The 24,892-nt window shown below is 51.5% G+C and carries 18 protein-coding genes and 2 pseudogenes; 11 read left to right on the plus strand and 9 right to left on the minus strand.

Features of this window, described 5'->3' with window-relative positions; translation table 11 throughout:
• Positions 1–21 precede the first annotated feature (21 nt).
• A pseudogene (locus tag RCA23_RS05810) lies at positions 22–558 on the plus strand (IS6 family transposase); the annotation flags it as partial.
• 276 nt (positions 559–834) lie between these two features.
• Complete coding sequence (locus tag RCA23_RS05815) at positions 835–1,581, plus strand: dienelactone hydrolase family protein (RefSeq protein ID WP_044049515.1); 747 nt, start codon at positions 835–837, stop codon at positions 1,579–1,581.
• Here RCA23_RS05815 and mgrA read toward each other — a convergent pair.
• The 5 genes from mgrA to RCA23_RS05840 all read right to left on the minus strand — a co-directional run bounded on the left by mgrA (position 1,578) and on the right by RCA23_RS05840 (position 7,073).
• On the minus strand, positions 1,578–2,609 hold the full coding sequence (gene mgrA, locus RCA23_RS05820; RefSeq protein ID WP_044049516.1) for an L-glyceraldehyde 3-phosphate reductase: 1,032 nt from the start codon (positions 2,607–2,609) through the stop codon (positions 1,578–1,580). The two genes, RCA23_RS05815 and mgrA, sit on opposite strands and share 4 nt — an antisense overlap.
• A 290-nt stretch (positions 2,610–2,899) precedes the next feature.
• Positions 2,900–3,997: a mandelate racemase/muconate lactonizing enzyme family protein gene (locus RCA23_RS05825; protein WP_044049517.1), complete on the minus strand. Its 1,098-nt coding sequence runs from the start codon at positions 3,995–3,997 to the stop codon at positions 2,900–2,902.
• 111 nt (positions 3,998–4,108) lie between these two features.
• Positions 4,109–4,801 (minus strand): D-lyxose/D-mannose family sugar isomerase, encoded by a 693-nt coding sequence (locus RCA23_RS05830; RefSeq protein ID WP_044051333.1) that lies wholly within the window; start codon positions 4,799–4,801, stop codon positions 4,109–4,111.
• A gap of 203 nt (positions 4,802–5,004) precedes the next feature.
• The gene (locus RCA23_RS05835; RefSeq protein WP_044049518.1) at positions 5,005–6,372 is read right to left on the minus strand and encodes a sensor histidine kinase; all 1,368 of its coding nucleotides are present in this window, start codon (positions 6,370–6,372) and stop codon (positions 5,005–5,007) included.
• Positions 6,369–7,073: a response regulator transcription factor gene (locus tag RCA23_RS05840; protein WP_347721377.1), complete on the minus strand. Its 705-nt coding sequence runs from the start codon at positions 7,071–7,073 to the stop codon at positions 6,369–6,371. Before RCA23_RS05840 ends, RCA23_RS05835 begins: the two co-directional genes overlap by 4 nt.
• Positions 7,074–7,177: 104 nt before the next feature.
• On the opposite strand from RCA23_RS05840, the gene RCA23_RS05845 reads away from it, so the two are divergent.
• The 4 genes from RCA23_RS05845 to RCA23_RS05860 all read left to right on the plus strand — a co-directional run bounded on the left by RCA23_RS05845 (position 7,178) and on the right by RCA23_RS05860 (position 12,466).
• Complete coding sequence (locus tag RCA23_RS05845) at positions 7,178–8,284, plus strand: tricarboxylate transporter (protein WP_044049519.1); 1,107 nt, start codon at positions 7,178–7,180, stop codon at positions 8,282–8,284.
• A gap of 82 nt (positions 8,285–8,366) precedes the next feature.
• On the plus strand, positions 8,367–10,382 hold the full coding sequence (locus RCA23_RS05850; RefSeq protein WP_430903602.1) for a tripartite tricarboxylate transporter permease: 2,016 nt from the start codon (positions 8,367–8,369) through the stop codon (positions 10,380–10,382).
• Entirely contained in the window at positions 10,379–11,470 is a 1,092-nt protein-coding gene (locus tag RCA23_RS05855) for a 4-oxalomesaconate tautomerase (RefSeq protein ID WP_044051335.1), read from the plus strand. The genes RCA23_RS05850 and RCA23_RS05855 overlap by 4 nt, the downstream gene beginning before the upstream one ends.
• Positions 11,471–11,497: 27 nt before the next feature.
• Positions 11,498–12,466 carry a D-2-hydroxyacid dehydrogenase family protein gene (locus tag RCA23_RS05860; RefSeq protein WP_044049521.1) on the plus strand — a complete coding sequence of 323 codons (969 nt, stop codon included), beginning with the start codon at positions 11,498–11,500 and terminating at the stop codon, positions 12,464–12,466.
• 63 nt (positions 12,467–12,529) lie between these two features.
• Here the strand turns inward: RCA23_RS05860 and RCA23_RS05865 are convergent, their stop codons facing one another.
• Both RCA23_RS05865 and RCA23_RS05870 read right to left on the minus strand, forming a co-directional pair.
• Positions 12,530–13,567, minus strand: coding sequence for an AbrB family transcriptional regulator (locus tag RCA23_RS05865; protein ID WP_044049522.1), 1,038 nt, complete (start codon positions 13,565–13,567; stop codon positions 12,530–12,532).
• Entirely contained in the window at positions 13,564–14,214 is a 651-nt protein-coding gene (locus tag RCA23_RS05870; protein WP_044049523.1) for a GntR family transcriptional regulator, read from the minus strand. The genes RCA23_RS05865 and RCA23_RS05870 overlap by 4 nt, the downstream gene beginning before the upstream one ends.
• 48 nt (positions 14,215–14,262) lie before the next feature.
• On the opposite strand from RCA23_RS05870, the gene tcuA reads away from it, so the two are divergent.
• Positions 14,263–15,744 (plus strand): FAD-dependent tricarballylate dehydrogenase TcuA, encoded by a 1,482-nt coding sequence (tcuA, locus tag RCA23_RS05875; protein WP_044049524.1) that lies wholly within the window; start codon positions 14,263–14,265, stop codon positions 15,742–15,744.
• 217 nt (positions 15,745–15,961) lie between these two features.
• A complete protein-coding gene (locus RCA23_RS05880; protein WP_044049525.1) occupies positions 15,962–17,137 on the plus strand; it encodes a pyridoxal phosphate-dependent aminotransferase in 1,176 nt (391 codons plus the stop codon).
• Positions 17,138–17,204: 67 nt separating this feature from the next.
• Here the strand turns inward: RCA23_RS05880 and RCA23_RS05885 are convergent, their stop codons facing one another.
• The gene (locus RCA23_RS05885; RefSeq protein WP_044051337.1) at positions 17,205–17,858 is read right to left on the minus strand and encodes a DUF3047 domain-containing protein; all 654 of its coding nucleotides are present in this window, start codon (positions 17,856–17,858) and stop codon (positions 17,205–17,207) included.
• Between the two features lie 150 nt (positions 17,859–18,008).
• Positions 18,009–19,598, minus strand: a pseudogene (gene glpD, locus RCA23_RS05890) (glycerol-3-phosphate dehydrogenase).
• Between the two features lie 1,466 nt (positions 19,599–21,064).
• Here glpD and RCA23_RS05900 point away from each other — a divergent pair.
• From RCA23_RS05900 to RCA23_RS15955, 3 genes are read left to right on the plus strand one after another with little or no spacing between them, the layout of a single operon-like run.
• A complete protein-coding gene (locus RCA23_RS05900; protein ID WP_044049527.1) occupies positions 21,065–21,709 on the plus strand; it encodes a ParA family protein in 645 nt (214 codons plus the stop codon).
• Positions 21,702–22,910, plus strand: coding sequence for a chemotaxis protein CheW (locus RCA23_RS05905; protein WP_044049528.1), 1,209 nt, complete (start codon positions 21,702–21,704; stop codon positions 22,908–22,910). Before RCA23_RS05900 ends, RCA23_RS05905 begins: the two co-directional genes overlap by 8 nt.
• A 51-nt stretch (positions 22,911–22,961) precedes the next feature.
• Positions 22,962–24,839, plus strand: a complete 1,878-nt coding sequence (locus tag RCA23_RS15955; protein WP_052377062.1) for a methyl-accepting chemotaxis protein — start codon at positions 22,962–22,964, stop codon at positions 24,837–24,839.
• The last annotated feature ends 53 nt before the right edge of the window (positions 24,840–24,892 follow it).

The raw sequence follows: 24,892 nt of genomic DNA on the forward strand, positions 1-24,892 counted from the left end.
GTGTATTTGTAGAATCCGCAAATTACAAAACACTCCCCATTCAGGTCCTTTAAAACGAGCCCTGAGACCATCCGCCTGGCTGTGATGCTTTATGTTCGTTTTCCGCTCTCACTCCGTAATGTTGAAGATCTTCTGCACGAACGAGGCATAGAGATCAGCCATGAAACGGTTCGGTTTTGGTGGAACAGATTTGGTCCGATGTTTGCTGCTGAGATACGAAGAAACCGGGTCAGTAGGATACGATCTTATTCGAACTGGCAATGGCACTTGGACGAGGTCTTCGTAAAGATCAACGGAGAGATGCATTACCTCTGGCGGGCAGTAGATCACGAAGGTGAGGTGCTTGAAAGTTATGTAACCAAGCGCCGAGACCGCAAGGCGGCATTGAAATTCCTCAGAAAAGCAATGAAGCGCTACGGCGGGCCAGAAGTAGTTGTGACGGACAAACTACGTTCCTACGGCGCTGCAATGAAAGTTGTTGGCAACGCGGATCGGCAGGAAACGGGCCGCTGGTGTAACAATAGGGCGGAGAATTCCCACTTGCCGTTTCGACGACGTCCTGTTTGTTGAGTTTTGCGAAGTTTTAGGAGCGTTTTTGATGCCCCGTGATTTCAACGGGTGCCACTTTTACGGTGGGGTGACTGTGCAGGCAGTGAGTTGAGTAGGGCCCCTTTTACTCCGCGCCCATAGCCCTTGATAATGCATAATGAGAGTTGGATGTGGCGTTGGTTTCTGGGTGTGCAAAGTGGTTAGGATCGCAGCTATCATATCTGTTTACGCAGGTTGGAATTGGGTTTACGCTGAGGCGGTATCTCAAACTGGAAAGTTCTCAATATGACACGCTCATGGTTTACTCTTGTGACGTCTTTTGCTTTTTCTGCCACGGCTGCCTTCGCAGGCGGCCACAGCCAATCGGTTTTTTATAAATCGGGTGATAAGGAGTTTAGCGCTTATGCTATGACGGCAGGGTCAGCGCCGAAAGGCACAGTCTATATCATTCATGATTGGAATGGTTTGGACAGTTATGAGCAGAAACGCGTCGGGATGCTGGCGGATTTAGGCTATAATGCGGTGGCTTTGGATCTTTTTGGTGTCGATGCAAAGCTGGAAGGATTTGAGGATTATCGCCGAGAAACCGGTGCTTTGTACAAAGATCGAAATGAGTTTCGCAATCGGATTAATGCCGGGATCGCCGCAGCGGAAGCCCTTTTTAACACCGCTGGTAAGACTGTTTTAATGGGCTATTGTTTTGGCGGCGCTGCGGTTCTCGAAGCGGCGCGGTCCGGGAGCGATCTGGATGGGTTTGTGAGCTTTCATGGTGGATTAACCACCCCTGAGGGCCAAGATTACACGCAAACTAGGGGTGAAATTTTGGTTCTGCATGGATCTGCCGATCCAGTGTCTGGCATGGACGATTTGGCAAGCCTTTTGCAGCAAATGCAGGAGGCAGAGGTGGTGCACAATGCCGAAGTATTTGGCGGTGCGCGCCATTCCTTCACAATTGAAGGCTCTCGTGATTTCGACGCCGCAGCAGAGCGCAAATCTTGGGACGCTTTGCTGCGGTTCTTAGACGAAGTCTAGGCGGTCTCAGACGATTGCGCCCATAAGTTTATGCCCCGGTCGCCGGACAGAAGGTCAATTTCTGCGAGCTCCGCATCGGTAAATTTAAGGTTTTCAACGGCCTGGGCGCAGTCGATCACCTGCTGCGCGCTCGAGGCGCCGATGAGCGCAGTGGTCACGCGTCCACCGCGCAACACCCAAGCCAGCGCCATCTGCGCCAATGTTTGATTGCGCGCCTGGGCAAGGTCATTCAGAGCGCGAAGATTGCCGATCAATTCCTCTGTCAGCTTGTCCCGATCGAGGCTTTTTCCTTGCAAAGCGCGGCTGTTTTGCGGAATGCCGCCAATGTATTTGTTGGTCAACAGCCCCTGTGCCAGCGGTGTGAAGGCAATGGATCCAATTCCCAAATCATCCAGGCAGTCTAGCAGCCCATCGGTCTCAACCCAGCGGTTTAGCATGTTATAGCTTGGTTGATGGATCAAACAGGGCGTTCCCAGATCATTGAGAATGGCCACCGCTTCTTTGGTGCGCTGGCTGTTGTAGCTGGAAATGCCGACATAAAGCGCCCGTCCTGATCTGACGATGTGATCTAAGGCGCCCATGGTTTCCTCAAGAGGCGTCTCAGGATCAAAGCGGTGCGAATAAAATATATCCACATAATCGAGGCCCATGCGCTTGAGCGATTGGTCGCAAGACGCAATCAAATACTTACGGCTGCCCCATTCTCCATAGGGTCCAGGCCACATGTCGTAACCGGCTTTTGAACTGATGATCAACTCATCGCGCAGCCCAGGAAAATCTGTTTTTAAAATTTCACCAAAAGCAGTCTCTGCGCTGCCGGCGGGCGGGCCGTAGTTATTGGCCAGATCAAAGTGCGTGATGCCCGCATCAAAAGCGGCTTGGCAGATCTGTCTTTTGCTTTGATGCGGGAAATCTTCACCGAAGTTATGCCACAGGCCCAATGAAATTGCAGGGAGCTTTAACCCCGATTGGCCGCATTTTCGGTAGACCATTTTGTCATATCTGTTTTCATTCGGGCGATAGTGCATGCTCTGTTCCTCCATTTTCCCTGTTGCTGTACAGTTAGGATGGTTTCTGGCGGTTCACAATGTGAAAGGGACGGGTTAAGGTCTCCTCATAACCCAACCGCCAAGCCAAAACACTTTGCCCGGTGGCAACACCGGGCAGCGCCTGCCTGCGCCCCGGCAGGCGCTGCGCTCATGTCGTGTTGCAATGGCGTTGTGCAGAGGTCTTTAGTTTCACACAAGGCGGACGGTCACCGTGGCTGGCATGAGGCCTAGAGGGCAGGGGATTGGGCAACTCTAGGTGGGGGCATCCATCAGCGGGTCAGCAGGTCCGCGGCCTCAAGTTTTTGCCAGTCGAATGTCACGCCGATCCCGGCGGTATCTGGGGCAAGGGCCATGTGGTTTTCAACGACGAGGGGGCGCTTTGTGTAGTGCTCAATGGGGAAGGAATGGACCTCGATCCAGCCGGCGTTCTTTTGGCCGGAAACGAGGCTCACATGCAGTTCTTGCATCCCGTGGCTACAGATCGGCACACCGGCTTGTTCGGCCAGCGCGGCCACCTGAAGAAAGCCGGTGATGCCGCCGCAATTGGAAGCATCGGGTTGGATGAAACTCAGGTTAGACTGTGCAAACGCCTGCTCAAATTCATGGATGGTATGCAGGTTTTCCCCCATCGCCAGGGGCATTCCAGTTGCCGCGCTGATCTTAGCGTAGCCTTGATAATTATCGGGGATGATTGGCTCTTCAAACCAGGTAATATCATAGGCGGCAAAGGCCTTGGCTGCGGTAATCGCTTCCTCGACCGTCATCGAATAATTTGCATCAACCATGAATGTGACATCTGGCCCGATGAGATCGCGAACCGCTTTAATGCGGGCAATATCTTCCGCCAGGCTGGGTTGACCGATTTTGATTTTCACGCCGTTGAAACCACGGTCCAGGTAGCTTTGGATACTGTCCAAGAGTTTTGGCAAGGGAAAGCCAAGATCAATGCCACCGCAATAGGCTTTGCAGGACTGCGCGGCGCCACCGGCCATCTGCCAAAGCGCTTGGCCGCTGCGTTTGCCACGCAAATCCCATAGCGCAATATCCACCGCTGAAATGGCGAAAGAGGCAATGCCGCCGCGTGCCACATAATGCACATGCCATTGCATCGCATCATAAAGACCTTCCACATCTGTCGCCGATTGGCCCAGCAGAAACGGGGTTAAGTCATGGGAAATCATGGCGGCAATCGCATGTCCCCCTTTGCCGCCTGTATAGGTATAGCCGGTGCCAGAAGACCCATCTTCGAGGTGGACGGTTGCTGTGATCAACTCAAAAATATGATGGTCGCCATGTTTGGCATCCACCAGCACTTCAGCCAAGGGAATGTGAAATAGGCGGACATCAATGGATACAATAGTGCTCATGGGGCAGACCTCTTAGAGAATAATTGAGGGGGTATTTGAATGGGGTTGCGCGTGGCAGTTTAGTGTCTTGGGATGCAAAATGTCACTATGTTTCATCTAGCGCACCGCTTTTTATGCGGCGGGCAACATTTGATCATAATCACTGACCAGCAAATGCCTTGGGGCTTCATCCTCTTCAATGTCGGAGAAACGGCCGATGGGTTCGCGGAAAATATTGTCGGTGTTGTCGTCGTTTACGGTGGACACCTCGCCGATCAACACATCCCCACCATCGCCCCAAAAGGCGTGCCAATCGCCAGGCATGAGGGTGACGCTTTCACCAGGCGCAAGGCGGAGTTTCTCGCCGGGGGTAAAATCGCGGCGCAGGCCATCACAATAGACCGTGCCGCCCTGATCTTCGGCAAATCGGCCTTCAGCGTCAGAGCCAAACAACTCCACCACCAAAGTCGCGCCGCCACGGTTGATGATATCTTCGGCTTTGATGACATGGGTGTGCATCGGCGAGAGTTGATCTTGCCGCGAAATCAACAGTTTTTCCGCATAGCACATGCCGCCACCGCGCTGCAAATCGGCCAAACGCCCATTGCGCAGGGTAAACAAAAACAGGCCCAAAGCCTCAAAATCACCGGCGCCGTAATCGGTAATATCCCAGCCACATTGCGCCTCAATGATCGGCCGCGCCGCGGCGGCGTTGCGTTTGAACGTCGCGGGCGACCAATAGGCAAAAGGCGGCAGAGTAAAGCCAAAGCTGCGGATCATATCATCCGCTTGCACCATGATGTCGTTGACTTGCGAGCGTTTCATGCGTTCTCCGATTGACTGACAAACTCGATAACCATGGCCGCCGTCCACGTGAATTCCCCCACAGGCCGCGCCTATCATGGGATTATAAATTTTGGACAAACCGCGCTGGTTTATGAGGGTCAGACTATCATCTGTTTGCTTCTGCGCCACTGCGAAACGCATAGCTTGGAGCAAACGGGCTGCAAATTGGTCATGTCAGAGGTTCATATGTCCAGCAAAGAAAAGCTCAGCTTGATTTTAGCGCCACGGGGGGAGGGCAGGATGCTCAACTGCCCGCCATGATTTTTCATCACACGGGCCGCAATGGCGAGGCCAAGCCCGCTGCCAGGGCCGCCGCCGGCTTGTGAAAAACGGCTCAGCGCCTCGATGTGGCGATCCTCGGGTATTCCAATACCATCATCTTGGATGAGAATTTCCGCCCCGGCGCCGCTCTTGCGGAGTGTGACCCAAATTCGCTTCAGCTTTGGCCCGCCATGCACCAAACAATTGCTGAAGATATTTAAAACAGCCTCTTGGAGCATGGTTTGATCGGCCTGAATAAACAGGCTTTCGCGCGGCAAATCTTGGGTGACCGTTAAGCTGGCCTTTGGGTGGTTTTGCTCAAAGGTGCTGACGGCATGGGCGATAAGCTGGTTCAGATCCATCGGGCGGCCGGTTTGCGAGACATCGGTGCCACTTGCGCGTTCAAAGGACAAAAGCTTATTGGTCAGATCGCTGGCCTCGCGCGCGGCTTGCAAGAGCTCAGCGCTGCGCTTTTGCGCGGTTTGCGGGTTTGGTGCTGTGGTGACCGCTTCGGCCAGCGCAAGGACACCCGCCATAGGGTTGCGCAGCTGATGGGCCGCGTTAGAGATGAATTCGTCTTTCGAGCTGATGCGCCGGGACACCCTATTTAATAGACCATTTAAAGTGGTCACCAGCCCCCGAGCCTCGGTTGGGACAGCCCTGCGGATCGGCTCCAATTCGCTTGGCGTGCGCTTTGCAATGGCGCGCTCAAGCTCTAACAGCGGGCGCAGCCCCAAACGCACCCCGAACCACACAACAATGGCAACGCTCATCACCAGCGCGGCAATCACTGCAAAGGAGCGCGACAAGACATTGCGCACAAAGCTGCTGCGCACGCTCGCGTTTTGCCACACGGTGATGTTGAAAATTCCGGCAATGCCGCTGACCAAGGTCACATCTTGGAAGCGCAGAACCCGCACATTTTCGCCCTGATAGACACTGTTGTAGTAAAAAGGATCTGTGGCCCCTTTGGGGGCCATACTCGGTAAGACCGGTGGGGTGGAATAGCCTGTGACAAACACACCGTCGGGAGCAAACACATGATAAAATATCGTGCCGCCAGAGGTATCGGCCAGCAGGCGACGGGTCGAGGGGCTAATGGCGTCCCCATCCGACAGCGCAACGTCGCGCGATATCGCAATTGCGGCGGAGAGCAAGCCTTTGTCAAAGATGCTTTCGGCCCGCAGGGTCGTATTGTGGAACTGCCAAGCACCGGCAATCAGCGAAATGATGAGCAGAGGGGGCAGGATTATCAATGTCAGCCGGGCCCTCAAAGAGCTGGGTTTCATGCGCGCTCCTGCACCGTGATGTGATATCCCAATCCACGTCGCGCTTGGATCAAAACACCGTGGTCTTTCAGTCTTTGGCGGAGCCGTGAGATATAAACTTCGATGACTTTTTCCTCAATATCAGCCCCGACGCCGTAGACGTGATCGAGCATTGCGCTTTTGGATACAAGCCGTCCGTCCGCACTCAGCAGGCATTCAAAGACCGACATTTCTCGGCGCGGAATCTCCAAAGCGGTTTCGCCATCAAACAATTGCCGCGCATTTGGATCGTAATGCAAAGAACCAATTTTGCGCAGTTTTTGCTGTGGAATAGCCCGGCGGCGCAGGAGGGCGCGAACCCGTGCCTCCAACTCCGCCATCTCGAAGGGCTTGATCAAATAATCATCCGCCCCGGCATCCAATCCTTTGACCCGGTCTTGCGTTTCCGCACGGGCGGTTAGCAAGATCACGGGCCGCGCATCGCCGCGTTTGCGCATTTGTGACAGCAAATCCAGCCCATTCACGTCGGGCAGGTTGATGTCGAGGATCACAAGATCAGCTCCATCTGCAACAAGATAGTCTTGCGCCTCATCGCCATTGGCAATCGCATCCACAGAATGGCCTGCATCTTCCAAACGATAGGTTATGCCTTTTGACAGGCTGATATTGTCTTCAACAAGCGTAATTCGCATTGCTGTTTTTCCGATCCGTGAAAGTTTCATGAAAGCTTCGCAGATTACACAGCAAGCATCAACCTGGGGTTTATGCCTCAATATGATTCCAATTACGCGGCTTCTGACGCGTTAAAAAAATCTGGGAGGATTTAATGTCTACACTTAAAACAACACGCCGCATGGCTATGGGCCTTGTGGCTGCAGCGACGGCCACCTTTGGCCTTCAAGCCAATGCAGGCGGCCATGGGATTGACCTGACAGGCGAGACTGTTGAGTGGATCATTCCGTTTTCGGAAACCGGTGGCTCTGCCAAATGGGCAAATTTTTATGCGCCTTTGCTGTCGGAAGCTTTGCCAGGCCAGCCGACTGTTGTCGTAAAATTCATGCCAGGTGCGGGCTCAACCAAAGGTGCCAACTATTTCCATGAGCAAGAATATGATGACGGCACGCTCATTTTCGGCTCCTCCGGTTCAACACAATTTCCATTCTTGCTGGGCGACCCGCGGGTGAAATTCGACTATGCCGATTGGAATGTGGTTTTGGCCTCTGGAACAGGCGGCGTGGCTTATCTTCCACCTGAGCTTGCGGCCAAAATGGACGGCTTGGATGCCTCTGGTCTGAAAGACACAGACTTCATCTATGGCAACCAAGGTGCCACGCGTCTTGACTTGGTCCCGACATTGGCTTGGGAAATGCTGGGTCTGAACGTTGAAAGCGTCATGGGCATCAAAGGCCGCGGTGACGGGCGTTTGATGTTTGAACGGGGCGAGGCGAATATCGATTATCAAACCTCCTCTTCCTATTTGTCCGGCGTGACACCATTGGTTGAGGCTGGTACAGCCGTGCCAATGATGACTTGGGGTGCTTTGAGCGATGCGGGCGATATCGTTCGCGACCCCACATTCCCGGAGATTCCAACCTTCAAAGAAGTTTGCGAAGCAACCGATGGTTGTGAAACCTCTGGCGAAAAATGGGATGCTTGGAAAGCCTTCTTCATTGCAGGCTTCCCGGCTCAAAAAATGGTGTTCTTGCCAAGAGGCGCAACGGCGGATGCCATGGTGACCTATACGGCGGCATTTGAAGCTGTAAAAGCGCGTGCTGATTTTGCAGAAATTTCGGGCAAGCGTTTGGGCAAATACCCGCAGATGACCGGGGCCGCGGCCGAAGCTGCCAAAGCAAGTGGCACAAATGTGAGCCCTGATGCCAAAGCCTTCATTGTGAATTGGCTACAAGAAAAATACGGTGTTTCTCTAAACTAAGCTTTTCTTCTAGAACGCCCCACTCAAGATAGGTGGGGCGTTTTTATAAGGAAAGTGGGAGGATATTGTCTTGGAAGTTATCATGGAGGCCTTGCCCGCCTTCGGCGAGGCTTGGGCACTTATCCTGCAGCCGGTTGTTCTGGGATATTTGGTTCTTGGTGTGCTCATGGGGCTGTGCATCGGCGTCTTTCCCGGTCTCGGCGGCATCGCGGGCCTGTCGCTCTTGCTGCCCTTCATGTTTGGCATGGATCCGATCTTAGGCCTTGCTTTGATGATTGGTATGGTGGCGGTTGTGCCAACCTCTGATACTTTCGCCTCTGTTTTGATGGGTATTCCAGGCTCTTCCGCGTCACAAGCCACTGTCTTGGACGGCTTCCCGATGGCGCAAAAGGGCAAGGCGGCGCGGGCGCTCTCGGCGGCCTTTGCATCATCGCTTTTTGGCGGATTGGTTGGCGCAAGTTTTTTGACGGTCTTTATTTTGGTCGCCCGGCCCATCGTTTTGGAATTTCGCACGCCAGAGCTGTTGATGATTACGATTTTTGGCCTTTCAATGGTTGGTATTTTGGCTGGGCGTGTGGCCATCAAGGGCATTGTTGCGGCGGGTCTGGGCATGTTGATTGGCACCATTGGAGAAGGGGCTTCTTCTGGTGATTTGCGCATGTCCTCTTACGATTTTCCCTATCTTGTCGACGGTCTGAAATTGGTAATTGTAGGCCTTGGCATTTTCGCAATTCCTGAAATTATCACCCTGCTGCGTAATGACCGCGCCATCAGCCAGGAGGCGCAGATCGGTGGCGGTTGGATCGCAGGGATCAAAGATTGGTTTGCCAATATTTGGCTTTCCGTGCGCTGTTCCATCATCGGTGTGATTGTGGGTGTGATCCCGGGTCTTGGCGGCTCGGTTGTGGATTGGATTGCCTATGGGCACACGGTGCAAACCAGCAAAGACAAGTCCAATTTCGGCAAAGGCGATGTGCGCGGCGTGATCGGGCCTGAAAGCTCAAACAATGCCAAAGAGGGGGGTGGCCTTGTGCCGACCTTACTGTTCGGCATTCCTGGGTCTGGCTCGATGGCAATCTTTATTGGCGCAATTGCCCTGCTGGGATCAGGTCAGATTGAGGTCGGACCGGCCATGCTGAAAAACAATCTCGACATTACCTATGCCATCGTTTGGCTGCTTGCTCTGGCGAATGTCGTGGGCACAGTGCTTTGCATTGCAGCCTCAGGCGGGATCGCCAAGCTCACAACCATCCGCTTTGTTTTATTGGCGCCTTTCCTGTTTATGATCATAAGCTTCGCGGCCTTTCAATCTGGACAAAACCTGATGGACCTTGTGGCGCTTTTTGCCATTGGCTTTCTTGGAATTTTGATGCGCCGCTTTGACTGGTCGCGCCCTGCATTTTTGATTGGTTTTGTTCTGTCCAATCCAGCAGAAACCTATGCAAACCAAGCCATTCAAATCGCCCAATCCCGCTTCCGCAAAGGATTTTTTGAGGGGATTGATTATATTTTCTCGCCCATCGTGCTGGTGCTTTTGGCCATTACATTGGTCTCTGTCGTTTTGGGCCTGCGCCAGGCCAAACATATCTTGGCCGAAGGGGACAGCAAATCAGGCTCGAAACGCGCGCCGATGATGTTCCTACTCTGCATCACAGCTTTCATTGGCTATGCATTATTTGATGCCGGTTCCATCCCGGACTATAGCCGCGATCGGGTCTTTCCGATGTTTGTGGCCAGCGTTTGTTTGGTGGGATGTACGGTGATGATTGCCCGAATGATCTTGGCCCCTGAAACCGATACGATCTTTGCCGACAGCGAGCGCAGCGCCGAAGCAGGGCAAGCGCGCTATAGCCTATGGTCCACCCTCGCGTGGTTTGCCGCGCTCCTGGTGGCCACATCGTTATTTGGGTTTATAATTGCCCTGGCCCTCTTTTTGTTCAGCTTTATGCGGATCAGAGCCAATATGAGCACCGTTTTTGCAGCGATCTATGCGCTTGCGGGCATCGCTTTTATCTGCACTATGGCTTGGGCATTGAACCGCGATTTTCCACCCGGTCTTTTGCAAGCTTATTCTAACCTTCCATGGCCATTCACATGACACAAACTGCGATCCCTTATCTTCTTATGCGTGGTGGAACCTCTCGGGGGCCATATCTGAACCGCGCTGACCTTCCCGAGGATCTCGAGACTCTGGCTGAGGTGTTAATCGCGATTGTGGGCTCTGGTCATCCGCTGAACATTGACGGGATTGGCGGTGGCGCGGCGGTCACGACCAAAGTGGCGATGTTGTCCAAGTCACAGGATCCTTGGGCCGATGTGGATTACTTTTTCGCTCAAGTGAGCGTGGAAGATAAATTGGTCGATTTCAAACCCACCTGCGGCAATATTTTGACCGGCGTGGGTCCAGCCGCCATTGAGATGGGGTTGGTCGAGGCGCAAGAGGGTGAGACACAGGTGAATATTCTGGCAGTGAACACGCAAGCGCGCGTCGCCGCTGTCATTCAAACGCCTGAGCAACAGGTCAGCTATGAGGGCGGGGCGCGCATTGATGGCGTGCCGGGAACCTCGGCGCCCATTGCCGTTCAATTCATGGAGACGGTCGGGGGGGTCACGGGCGCCTTTTTGCCCACAGGCAACCGGGTTGATGAGATTGACGGAATCGCTGTGACTTGCATGGATGTTGCGATGCCCATGGTGATTGCAAAGGCCGAGAGCTTTGGGCTGACGGGCTATGAAACGGCCGCTGAGCTGGATGAAAATCGCGCGTTTTTTGATCAGATGGAAGCTCTACGGCAAAAGGCAGGGGCTTTGATGGGGATGGGGGATGTCACAAAATCGGTGACGCCAAAATTTGGCCTGCTGGCCCTCGCCAAGGCCGGCGGCACAATTGCGACCCGCTATTTCATGCCCTGGAGTACGCATCCTTCCATGGCCGTCACGGGCGCGCAATGCCTAGCGTCTTGTGTGTTGACCCCAGGGACGATTGCAGAGGGCATGGCTGCCAAATCAAATGAGACCCCGGCCAATGTCATTTTGGAACATGCCTCGGGCAAGATTGAAGTGGCGGTTGATTATGCCGATACGGCGACAGGTTTCGAAATAAAATCGGCAGGTCTCATACGCACCGCTCGAAAAATTGCGGCGGGAGAGGTGTTTATTCCAAGGTCAATTTGGGCCGGTCGTTAACCGCGTTTACAGAAGGGTGATAGGGCGATGAAGGTTCATATTCTTGATGATTGGTTCGATACCCTGCGCAGCTTGCCGTGCTTTGCCAAATTGGCCGATCACGAGGTTACCGTCTGGACGGATCATGAGCCTGACCCCGTCAAACTGGCCGCGCGATTGCAAGAGGCAGAGGCTTTGGTGCTCTTTCGTGAGCGCACCAAGGTTGGGGCTGACCTATTGGCGGGCCTGCCAAATCTGAAACTCATCTCACAGCGCAGCATCTACCCGCATGTTGATGTGCCGGCCTGTACGGCCCATGGTGTTCTGCTTTGCTCAAATATGCATTCAGATACGCCATCCTATGCGGCCGCAGAGCACACTCTGGCGTTGATTTTGGCCAGCTATCGGCAAATCCCGCAGCAGGTGACCTCAATCAAAGCGGGCCGGTGGCAATCGGGGGTCGGCAGGACCCTGCGCGGCAGAACATTGGGGCTTTATGGATATGGGCGCATTGCAGGCGCGGTTGCGGGCTACGCCAAAGCGCTGGGGCTCAATGTGCAATGGTGGGGATCAGAGGCAGGGCGCGCACGGGCCGCTGCCGCGGGTGAAACCGTGGCTGTCTCCCGTGAGGCCTTTTTTAGACAATCCGATATCGTCAGCCTGCATGTTCGGTTGAATTCCGCGACCCGGGGTTTGATCACCGCCGAGGACCTTGCATTGATGCCGCCACGCGCTTTATTTGTGAACACGTCGCGCTCCGGTCTTGTGGCCCCCGGTGTCTTAGAGGCGGAGATTGCGAAGGGTCAGCTTCATGCCGCTGTAGATGTGTTCGATCACGAGCCGCTTTCAGATCGCGAAAATATACTTCTCACACACCCGAATGTTCTGGCCACGCCCCATATTGGCTTTGTGACCGAGGATGAGTTTGACATGCAATTTTCGGATATTTTTGATCAAATTAATGCCTATGCCGCAGGCGCACCTAGTCATATGATCAATCCAGAAGCCTATCGGTGACAGGCGCCCCCGGCAGGCGCGGCCCTGATTTCTGTTTAGAAATGGCATAGTCAGAGGGTTTGCTTAGGGCTTTCGGGCGCCAGTTTTCGGGCGGAACAGGCGCGCAAAGAACGGCGCACCCAGAATGACGATAAATATTCGCAAGACATGATGGGCCACCACAAAGGCCATATCTGCCCCTACAATGAGCGCAAGCACGGTCAATTCCGCTTGTCCGCCCGGCGCGAAGGCAAGAACGGTCTCCAAAGGTGGCGCCAGCCCTGCCAGGTGGATCACTTCGGCGAAGATGACAGCCAGTAACAATAGCAGCACGCAAAACCCAAGCCCGGCCGTCACATCCCGTCTGATTTCGGCCATGGTGACGCCGGCGTATTTGCACCCGACGCTCATTCCGATAAAAAATTGTGCCGCCCAAATGGCTTCTGACGGAGGGCGGTGTTGTAGGACGCCTGTAAGGGACAAGAGCGCAGCCAGCAAAAGTGGCCCAAGGATTGAGGCTCCAAACATGCCGGCACGTTTTGCCAGCTGCCAGCCAACCAGCCCGCAGAAAATCATCCACCCAAGCTGTGAGAGCGCAATACTGGCGGCCGGAGCGCCCGGGGGGTTGGTTAGATCCGCGTTCCAAATCCAGGTCAGTAGAAAAGGCAGGGTCACCACGATGACCAAGACCCGCGTGGCGTGAACGAGCGCGAGTGTGCGCAGATTGCCGCCTGCCTCTTCGCCAAAAACGAGCATGTCCTGTAGGCCGCCTGGCATTGCAGAATAATAGCTGGTGGCAAAATCAAACCCCCATAGACGCTGGAAGTAAAAAACGCCAACGAGTCCAATGCAAGTGGTCATCACCGGGATCAACAAAAGCGTCGGCCACATGCCGCCCATGGAGACCAGCAGCGAAAGGGAAAATGTAGCGCCCACGGCCACGCCGAGAATACTGCGCATCGCCTCATTGATCACTTTGAACCCACGCATGGGCACGCCGAGCAGGGCGGCAATCAAGCAAGAAAAGATTGGCCCTAAGAGCCAAGGCAGCGGCAGATGCAAAAATTTGAACGCAAGGACGCCGAGACCCGCGACCGTATAGGCGTAGAGATGCGCGCTCATCGGTCCAGCCCCTTGAGCCTGTGGCGCAAAGAGGTTTGCAAATGGGCCTCGGCCGCATCGCCAGCTGCTGTTTGATCGCCCGCTCGGATCGCCTCTATGATCCGAGCATGTTGCGCGCTCACGGTTTTTATACGCGTTTCATCATCCAAAGTTGTGGGCCCCAACAGCATGAGCGCATTGTTGAGCCCCCGGGCCGAGGCCAATAAAAAGCGGTTGCGACTGGCCAGATAAATGCGATGGTGGAAATCTTGATTTAAGGCCGCAGCCTGTTGCGTGTCATCGCCGAGCGCTGCAATTTGATCATTTAGGTCATTGAGCAGGTCAATCTCAGCATCATTGGCATGTTTTGCAGCCATCTGTGCCGCTGTGCGCTCAAGAACAAGCCGCATTTCGTAAAGTTCAACAACTTCGGAGGGGGTCAGGGTGCGGATCACGGCTCCTAACCGGGGGCGATGTTCGACAATCCCGTCGCTTTCGAGCTTGCGCAGGGCTTCACGCACGGGCGTGCGAGACAGGTCCAACCTCTTGGCCACCTCAATCTCGCGCAATCTGTCGCCGGGGCGGAAATCGCCGGAGCGTATGGCCTCGTAAAGCCGATGATAGGCAGCTTCTCCTTGGGACATAACTTGCAATTCTGTTTTGGTCATTTTAAAGAGGCCTAAATTGTATCCACCTGGATACAATACTTCAGTCAAATGGGAAAGCCAATGTCAAAATCTGTCATCGTTGTTGGAACTGGAAATGCCGCCCTTTGTGCAGCGCTCGCCGCTTTGGAAGGCGGTGCTCGTGTTACGCTTCTGGAAAAGGCTGATAAATCCTTATCGGGTGGCAATACAAAATACACAGCAGGGGCGATGCGGTTTGCCTATGATGGCGCTGACGATCTATTGCCGCTGCTGCGCAACCCAGAGGATCCGCGGGTGAAGAGGGCAGATTTTGGCAGCTACACGACAGAAAAATTTGCCAATGACCTGCTGGGGTTTAATGATGGGCGGCCCTTGTCCGAAGAGCAGGAGGCACTGGTCCATCAGTCCGGGGCAACGCTGCGCTGGCTGGCCTCGCATGGTGTGAAATTTGAACCCATCTACAGCCGGCAGAGTTTTGAAAAAGATGGCCGTCATGTCTTTTGGGGCGGTTTAACCTTGGCGGCAGAAAATGAAGGTGTTGGCCTATTTGATATGGAATTGGCGGCAGTTGAGCGGCTCGGGGGAACGGTCCGTTACAACAGTGCGGTCACTGGTTTGGTCACTGACGCGGGGCGTGTCTGCGGTGTGCAGATTGGGCAAGAGCGGCTGCTTGCGGACGCTGTTATCCTGGCCTGTGGCGGCTTTGAGGCCAATGGCGCGCTGCGGGTCAAGCATATGGGAGAGAATTGGGAAGCGGCGAAGGTGCGCGGAACCCCGCATAATACGGGTGATGGTCTTCTCATGGCGCTGGAACTTGGCGCGGCGGATTACGGGCTTTACTCTGGCTGCCACGCGACGCCGATGGATCTGCATATGGCCGATTTTGGCAATCTTGAGTTGCCACCGGGTGAACGCAAGAACTATCGAAAGATTTCCTATTTCCTGGGGGTCATGCTCAATGCCCATGGCGCGCGCTTTGTGGATGAGGGCGCCAATTTTCGCAATTACACCTATGCGCAATATGGCGCGGCCATTCTAGAACAGCCCGGCCAATTTGCGTGGCAGGTCTTTGACAGCAAAACCTATGACCTGCTCTACGATGAGTACCGTTTCAAAGATGCGCATTTTGTCAAAGCAGATCGGCTGGAGGATCTGATCGCGCAGATGAGCGGTGTGGATCAGGCGGCCGCAAGTGAAACCTTAGCGCGCTATAACGCGGCTGTAGATCAAACGACGGGTTTTGATCCCACAGTTTTGGATGGAAAGGCGACAGTCGGCCTGAACCCTCCAAAATCAAATTGGGCACAAACTCTCGATCAAGGCCCTTTCTACGCTTATCCGGTTACGGGAGGCATCACATTCACCTATGGCGGTTTAAAGGTGGATGCGGAGGGCAGGGTGCTGACAGGCGGCGGCGATCACATCAAAGGGTTATTTGCCTGCGGCGAAATTCTGGGCGGTGTTTTTTATGCCGGCTATCCCGGTGGTTCGGGTTTGACCTCCGGTGCTGTTTTTGGCCGCCGCGCTGGCCAAGGCGCCGCGGGATCCTAGAAAGAGTTTGCGGGCCTTGGGTCTCAGGCCTGCGGCGAAAACCACGGGCGAGCATTTCTGCGCACATTGCACCAGAGCATTTTGCGCAAACATAAGCTGCGCTCGTTTGCGCATAAATAGATCACTTAGGAGCTGGACATTTTACCCGTTGCAATCGCATCCTTGCCGGTAAAGCGGTCCGCCCGTATATCACACCAAGAGGCATAAAGGGTTCAACATGAAGACAGTTTCAAATTTCGATCGAATTGGTGAAGAGAATGCGTTTGCCGTCTTGGGCCGCGCGGGGGTTTTGGCCGCGGGTGGCATGGATGTCATCAACCTTGGAATCGGTCAACCGGATTTCCCGACGCCTGAAAATATCGTTGAAGCGGCGGTTAAAGCCCTGCGCGATGGGCATCATGGCTACACGGATGCGACTGGAATTTTGCCGCTGCGCGAAGCGGTCAGTGCGGATTTGCACCGCCGATATAACACCGAGGTCAGCCCGGCCAATGTGCTGGTCGTGCCGGGGGGGAAGGTGACGATGTTCACCGCGATCTTGATGTTTGGCGAAGCTGGTGGGGATATATTGTATCCTGATCCGGGCTTCCCAATCTATCGTTCGATGATTGAGTATACCGGAGCAACTCCCGTTGCCATTCCGATCCGCGAGGAGAATGGGTTTGCGTTTTCCGCGGAGGAGACATTGAAGCTGATTGGTCCCAACACACGGTTGATCATTCTAAACTCCCCGGCCAATCCTTGCGGCGGCATCACCCCGAAGGCGGAAATTGATAAATTGGTGGCCGGTCTTGCGGATTATCCAGATGTGGCGATCCTGTCTGACGAAATTTATGACCAAATGCTCTATGATGGGGAGCAGCATGTCAGCCTATTGACCTACCCCGAAATTCGCGACCGGTTGATTGTGCTCAATGGTTGGTCAAAGACCTATGCGATGACGGGCTGGCGATTGGGTTATTCGATTTGGCCGGATAGATTGTACAACATGGCCCGAAAATTGGCCGTGAATGCATGGTCTTGCGTCAATGCACCCGCGCAATATGCAGCACTGGAGGCGTTGACCGGTCCACAAACTGCAGTCGGAGAGATGGTGGCGCAGTTCGACGCGCGGCGCAAATCGGTGGTCACGCAGCTCAATGACATCCCCGGGGTCTCTTGCATCACGCCGAAGGGCGCCTTTTATGCCTTTCCCAATGTCTCCCAAACCGGCTGGAAAGCTAAGCAATTGGCCAGCGAGCTGCTTGAGCAAACGGGTGTGGCCACGATTGGGGGGCCGGATTTCGGCACGCTGGGGGAGGGGTACATTCGTATTTCCTATGCCAATAGCCAGGAAAACATCACCCGTGCGCTGACGCGCATGAAAGAGTTTTTGGCACAAAATCCAGGCTAATCTCTGCCCATGGGATCGCCCGCCTATGTCACCGGAGCTTGCACGCCGCGCGGTGGGATAGGTAGGTTCAACGCGCTGTTTCGACACGCAGATTGGAGACGCGCGCCCTGATCTGTGTATCGGTGTCATCACTGTCGGCTGAAATGGCAATGCCGACGAGACCTGTGGGCTCTGTGCCAAAGGCGCGTTGGAAATCGGCTCTTAGGTTGACCCGTTCGCTTGCCTGCCCGGTGCTGGCCGGTCGCAAAATGAGGGTTCTGCCGAGCTCATTTAGATAGGGCGTTGGCAATATGTCTCCGCGCATGTGATTGCCCCCCCAAACATACATCAATATGCGGGCGCTGTCATCGCCAAGTAGATCTGTGAGTTTTGCATTTGCCGCTGGTATTGAGGTCTCCGGCATGAACACAAAATAAACTGACAAATTTCGATCATCACCGCCTTTGAGTGTCAGGTCTGTGGGCGGCACGGATGAGGTGACCTCCCAATCCCAACGCGCCTGATTGCTGCCCCAGAGCCTGGCTGGTAGGCGGCTCCAGAACATTGAGACGGTCCCATCCGAACCGATCCCCAGGGTTTCGCCGCTTGGTTCAAATTCGTTGCTAGAAAATAATGAAAAACGCTGTTCACGCCAGCCGTCAGAAAAATCAACCTGATCGGCCGCGATATAGGTCCAGCCGCATAGGAACATAAGCAGTGAAATGAGTTGAGTCTTAATCATAGATCTAAAATGATATATCACCTCACAAAACACAAGGGCCGTGCTCAGCCACTGCGCGAACAATGGATTGCTTTTGCACATAAAACCAAAAGTGTATGTGTTTGCAGGGGGGGCTTGCGGGCCCTGCGATTGGCCGCGCAAACTTGGCTGCTAGGTCCCGCGCGCGCCCAATCGGTGCTGCATCCAGTTCTGCAACCTCTCAATCTGTGCATCGCTGAGCCGCAGCCCTAGTTTACTGCGGCGCCAGATCACGTCTTCGGCGGTCTGTGCAAATTCTTTGTCCATCAACCAAGCAACTTCGCGCGCCGTCAAACTGGCCCCAAAATCTTCCCCCAAGTCTGTGGAAACTGTGGCTGCGCCCAAGACATCAAAAGCCTCGTTCCCATAGGCTTTGACCAATCTTCTCGCCCAAGGCGGCGTCAAAAAGGGGAATTTTTTGATCAGCTGTTGGATGAGATCATCCACCCCGCCCACTGGAAAATCGCCGCCGGGCAGAGCGACCCCTGCGGTCCAAGCTTGCCCTATCTGCGGGGTGTCGTCCGAAATCTGCTGCAAGGCCTGTTCTGCCAGTTTGCGGTAGGTCGTAATTTTCCCGCCAAAGACGTTTAACATTGGCGCTCCGGCAGTTTTGTCGAGCTTTAATACATAGTCTCGTGTGGCGGCCGTCGCGGAGCTGGCCGCATCGTTGTAGAGCGGTCGCACGCCGGAGTAGGTGGCCACCACGTCGTCAGCGGTGACGGATGTTTTGAGATAGGTTGAGGCAAGTTGCAGTAAATAGTCTTACTCTTCGGGGCTACAGACCGGTTTTTCCGCAAGATCTTGATGGTCAATATCCGTTGTGCCAATCAAAGTGAAATCAGTTTCATAGGGAATTGTGAAAATGATGCGACCATCTTCCCCTTGGAAAAAATAGCATTTGTCATGATCGTAAAGCTTGCGGGTTATGATGTGACTGCCCCGCACCAGGCGCACCCCTTCTTTGGTGTTAAGGCCGGTGGTGTTGCGAATGATGTTTTCAACCCAGGGCCCTCTGGCGTTGACCAAAACCTGCGCCCGCACAATCCGGCGCGCGCTGCTGTTTTGGTCTTGCAGTGTGACGTGCCAGATGCCGTCCACCACTTGGGCCATCGTGACTTTGGTTCGGGTGGTGATGCGCGCGCCGCGCGCTGCTGCATCGCGGGCATTTAATACAACCAAACGGCTGTCCTCGACCCAGCAATCAGAATATTCATAAGCTTTTGTAAAACGGTCTTTCAAAGGCGCGCCTTCTGGACCATGGCGCAAATCAATCGCCCGTGTTGGCGGCAATATTTTTCTTCCGCCAAGCCTGTCGTATAGAAACAGGCCGAGGCGAATGAGCCAAGCCGGGCGACGCCCTTTCATCCAGGGCATGAGGGCGTTGAGAAGTTTTGAGGTTGGTGTGTTGCTCTCAAATCGCATGTCTTTGTGATAGGGGAGCACAAAACGCATGGGCCAGGAAATATGGGGCATGGCTTTGAGCAGGGTTTCACGCTCCACCAGCGCCTCGCGCACCAGCCGCAGTTCCCAATATTCAAGATAACGCAGGCCACCGTGAAACAGTTTGGTTGAAGCCGATGAGGTTGCCGCGGCCAAGTCGTTCATTTCTGCAAGCTCAACACGCAAACCGCGCCCGGCTGCATCGCGCGCAATACCGCAGCCGTTGATGCCGCCGCCGATCACGAAAAGATCGATGATGTCATTTTCATTGGGTGTCGTCACAAGCGCTCCGTCGGGTTCAGGTTGATAGAGTCGACCTCCTATCACCTTGGCTGCAATGACTTCAATACGAATGCTTTGGTGCTTCAGTGATCACACTGCCGCATAGATGCGCCCGCCCAGGCACATCCATCCCCTACGGTGCGTCTTATCGGAACAAGCTGTTCACGGATGCGGCCCTGCCTGGAAATCCGCACCAAGGCTGCGCGTAATGGGGCAGGGAGGTTGTGGTGGTTCAACCATCAGGCCACATATGGCTGTCCATGCAGGCGTTACGCGACACAAAGCGCCAAACAGGGGAATGGGTGGTTGAGCGAGACTGGAACGTATTTTATCACTTTATGTTTCGATAGGCGAAATGAGAAAATTGCCAAGCGCGTACATATCATATTTACAGCCCACTAATCATGGAGTGAAACGAGTCAAGTGTACGAATTGCTAACAGAGCTGTATATAAGAGGATAAATAAAAATGCCAACAGTAACAGTCTACAGTCTTGGGGGCACCTGGACCTCCGCTCCTACGTTCACCTATACGAGCGGCGTCACGCTCGAAGAAAGGCTGAATTACACAGATAATAACGGTGCCCACGATAATATTCTAGATGATATGTTTGGTGTTGGTCGGACCAATCAGCAAGGACACACTTCCGACCCAACCTGAGACGCGGATGCCGGCACTCAAGCTATTGGCCAAACAACACTTTTTGGAATGAATGTAAACGGCTGGAATGTAAGCACGGGAACAATGTTTGAGTTCCTCGGGTCAGACGGAAACACTGTGTATGGCTCTCATATTGTAACAAATGAGCATTCCTGGACAAACATCAACTTACTGAAATCCGTACCAACAGCGACCAAAAGGCAGAGCAACACTTGTCCCATGTCTACGGTGCTACCCTAGGGCCAGCTTTATACCGATCATGCGCCCGTGTGTGGGGTACTGGTCCGGCCGTCACCAGCGCACGTCTTTCAAACATAAAAGAGCTTATACAGGCCGCTTGGCTCCTCAGGGACAGCATAGCTGGCGTGCTTATTCGCAAAGAGGGCCTCTCGTTTCTGCCTATCTATCTGTCAAGCGAAGCGTTGGCATATAAGCTCTGCGGTAAGTCTGACTTCTGGATAAGCTTCAATGAAATAAAAGGAGAACTTAAATCGTGATTGCTACAGCCTCGAACTTCAAGCTCAATCGAACCGCTGCTCTTGCTGAGTGGCGCCCACTATTAAGCGCATAGCCTCAGGCTGCGCCAGCAATCCGATGCGAGTTCTCATTAGTCTGACAGTACCCTACTATACCATTAGTCATCTTCAAAGTGGTCTAGTCGCTGATAGTGCTCTATAATTCACATACATTCAATAATGTGGGCCTGCGCGAAGGATTTTGGTAAACATTGATCGATCAACAATTTGAATCTAAAGTTTTCAAATGGCTCGAATGATGCGACATCTACAGGTAAGGGGAATTGATCCATGGCAAAAGTAGTTACCTTTGCAAACATTAAAGGGGGCAGTGGAAAGTCCACACTTTGTGTAAATATCGCGGCTATGCTTACTAAATTAAAGTTTGACGTTTGCGTTATTGACGCAGATCCGCAAAAATCGACGTCTGATTGGATAATAAATACGAAAGATCCTTTGTTATCTCAGGTGACTTGTAATGAAATTTTGGATCCTGAAAAATTTGTAGAGCTTGATTATGATTTTGTGCTAATAGACACTCAAGGCAGCTTAAATAAAGAATTAGCTGGCTTCCTTCGTGTATCTTCGTTGGTTTTGGTGCCGTGTCGTAGCTCGAGGGATGATATCGTTGGTCAAGGTTGGATACAAATTTTTCTGGAAAAATCTCAGCATGAGCTTAAAAAGGTCCCACTTCTGGCAGTTTTAAATGGCGTAAATAAAAGGAGCCAGATCTTGTCCCATATCAAACAACAATTAAGTGAGGATGGAGTTCTGGTTGCGAAAACAAGCGTATCACAACGAGTTTGTTTTTCGGAAACGAATGTAAATATGGTTTCAATAATTGGTTATAATCGAGTGGCAGAGGGCGAGCTCCGTGATCTTACAAATGAATTATTAACTTATATTCAATATAATAAGGAGATGATAATTGGCTAAAAAATTTGATAAAGTTTCTCCTAAAGATATCTCAGAAAGGAAATTCAATCAGTTAGTCGCCGCCCTGCCCAGTTCGGACCTAATTGATGAAAACAATGAATTAAGTTTTAGTGAGTTGGATGAGAACGACACTGCTAAAAAACCAAAAGCGAATTTAGAACAGTCTGACAAGAAAAAAATCATTAGTGATGAAAAAAAAGATAATGGCGACGAAGATAATAATGGTTTTTTGGTGGAAAAGAATTATGCTAGTGAAATTTTTGTTTTTGAAGCGGGTAATAAAAATTTTGGTATTCCGGTAAGATTTGTTACTGAAGTTACCAATGACTATGGGCCTGTTTCTGAATTAAATGGTTTCATACGCTCGTGTGTAGGTACGTGTGAATATCGAGGTAAATTGGTACCAATTTTTGACAGTGAAAGCGCTTATTTAAAAGAACCCGGCGAAATGAATGGGAATTTAAATAATACTATAATAACAATTACTTATGGTAAAATTATATTTGCTCTTACTATGAGCACATACAAAGGCCTTGTAACCTTACCGAGCGATATGAGCGACATGCAAAAGCGCGGAGATATAGATGATTTTTTGGACGAAATTGTTTGGCATGACGGATCAAACCTTTATATTTTTTCACCTAAAAAAATAGCAAAAGCAGTTTACCGGGAATTAAAAGGCCAAATTTCAGCGCATAAAAGTTCTGCTTCTGATCAAGATCGCTTTTCAAAAACCATGTCAACAAATGGTTCAGTTGATTACCTTGTTGGGAAAATTAGAGAAAGTTACATTGCAATTGAAATTAATAAGGTGTTGGAGGTTATTGAGGGATTTGAGGTTACGCCTTTGTATAAAGTTGCTGAATTTATCCGCGGTCTAATAAACTTGCGGGGTCAAGTAATCGCTTGCATTGATTTATCCGGCGACCTCGGCTCAGACCAGATTGTCATCGATGAACGAAATAAGTTCATTGTGATTAACGAGTCGGGTTTAGATTTTGCTTTGTGCGTTGATGAATTAATTGGAATCCAGTCGATAGATAAGAGCGTATTTCAAGAATCAGAAAAAGTATTTTCTGAACGAGTAGCACAATTTTTTCCTTATTTTGTTGATGAAGTTGATGAGTTGAAATTAATCATGAAGCCAGAATTATTTTTGAATTCCGAGAGCTTAATAAATTATAGGAGAAATCAATTGTGATATTTTTTCAGGTCTATAGTGTCAGTGACATATCTTAGCGAGGTTTGGGAGATGGAAGCGGATAAGAAGTTTTTTAGAATTAGCATAACAGCCAAAATACTAATGCTAGTGCTGAGTTTAGCGTTATTACTCGCTTCCTTTGGCGGGTATTCTGTTTACGTAATTAATGCAATTGGCATAAAAATAGATCGTTTGACTAAGATTGAAGCCATTCTTGAAGCCAGTTTGTACAACATGGATGCTGGTGTCTCCCAGTCAACCAATAGCGTAGTTGGCGCTGTGCTTGGCCTGTATCTAGCCGAGCAAAGTGGTGAAGACGAGGAGAAGAGTAAACAAAATTTTACAAACGGAGTCACTCGCGCCAAATTACAATATGAAGGCGGTTTGAAAGAAGTCGAAAATGCGATTTCAATAATAGAAAAAGTTTTACCGCCATCAGGACTTCGTAATAAAAAAGCATCTGAAGAAATAACGATAAGTAAACGACTTCAAAACATAATATTTCCTCCAATAGAAAAAGATGTTTTGACAATTTATAGACGGCTTAAAGCTTCGCTCATAATGATAAAAAAAGACTATTCTTCAATCAGTGTTGGTCAGTTAGCATTGGCAAATGCGGCCTTAGAACGTCACTCATTTGCATACTTGGTTCCTGAAACCAGCTTAGAATACATGTCAGCCAACAACATAGAGCTAAGAGAAAATTTAATTAAAAAGATAAAACGCTCAAACCTTAAATTAGATACGTCTCAGCGAGAACTGTCGGAAAAAAGCGATAATGTATTTCGCGATATTGATCTTGCGAAAAATGAAGCTTTTACCGCGATGGCGCGAGCAAAAACACAGTCCATTTATGTTACTCTGACTGTAGCCGTAGCTTCGACATTGGTAGCGCTTACTTTCGGCCTTTTGCTAACCGCAGGGATCAAGAAGAAATTGCGCAGGGCTAACGAAGCGGTGGACTCAATAACGAACGGAGACCTTTCATTAGAAATTGTTGCCCTGGGGAATGATGAAATCAGTCAGCTACTTTTATCTACTGAAAAAATGAGGGAAAAGATCGTAGAGGTTATAACGGCTATGGTGGTGGTAATTGATAAGATATCCGAGAATTCCTCTAGTCTGAAAGTTACTGCTGATCAGGTGACTGATGGAACGAACCAACAAGCTAGTTCAGTACAGGAAACTTCTGCGTCGATGGATGAAATGGCCAGCACGATTAATGAAAATGCTCGAAACTCTCAGGAAACTGATGAAACAGCTAAAATTTTGGCTGAAAACGCTTCAGAATGTTCTCAAGCAATGAAAAAAACATCAGACGCTATGAAGGATATTTTCGAAAAGATAGCAATAGTTGGAGAGATTACTCGAAAAATTGAACTACTTGCATTAAATGCTTCCGTTGAGGCAGCGCGAGCAGGCGAACACGGCAAAGGTTTTGCGGTTGTGGCGTCCGAAGTGTCAAAGCTTGCTGAACTTAGTAAGAACGCTGCTTCTGCAATTGAAAAATCTTCGTCTGACGGAAAACAAGTAGCGGATCATACTAATCAAATGCTGGACGATCTTCTGCCGGAGATCAAAAAAACGCAAGACTTAGTTCAAAATATTAGCGCTTCGTCCAAAGAGCAGTCGATTGGTGCCGATCAGATAAATGGTGCGATAAAAACATTGGATGCAGTGATCCAACAAAATGCCGCAGTTTCATCAGATCTTTCAATCACTGCCAATGAGCTTTCTGAAATCATTCCTAATCTAAAAAATTTAGTTCATCAGTTTAAGCTTGCCGAGAACCAAACCAACGAGGCAGAGAATATTCCTGGACGATCTCTACTTGATCCTATTGAAACAAAAAAAGAGCTTGAGAATAATCAAAGCAATCCAGTAGCGCTTAAGCGCGATAGTCAGCAACAAGACTTTGGAAGATACTGACGTTTAATTAGAGGCAAGTAAGCATATGCTATTAAACGGTGAACATTCGTTAC

This window comes from Planktomarina temperata RCA23 (genome assembly GCF_000738435.1).
Taxonomy (GTDB): Bacteria; Pseudomonadota; Alphaproteobacteria; order Rhodobacterales; family Rhodobacteraceae; genus Planktomarina; species Planktomarina temperata.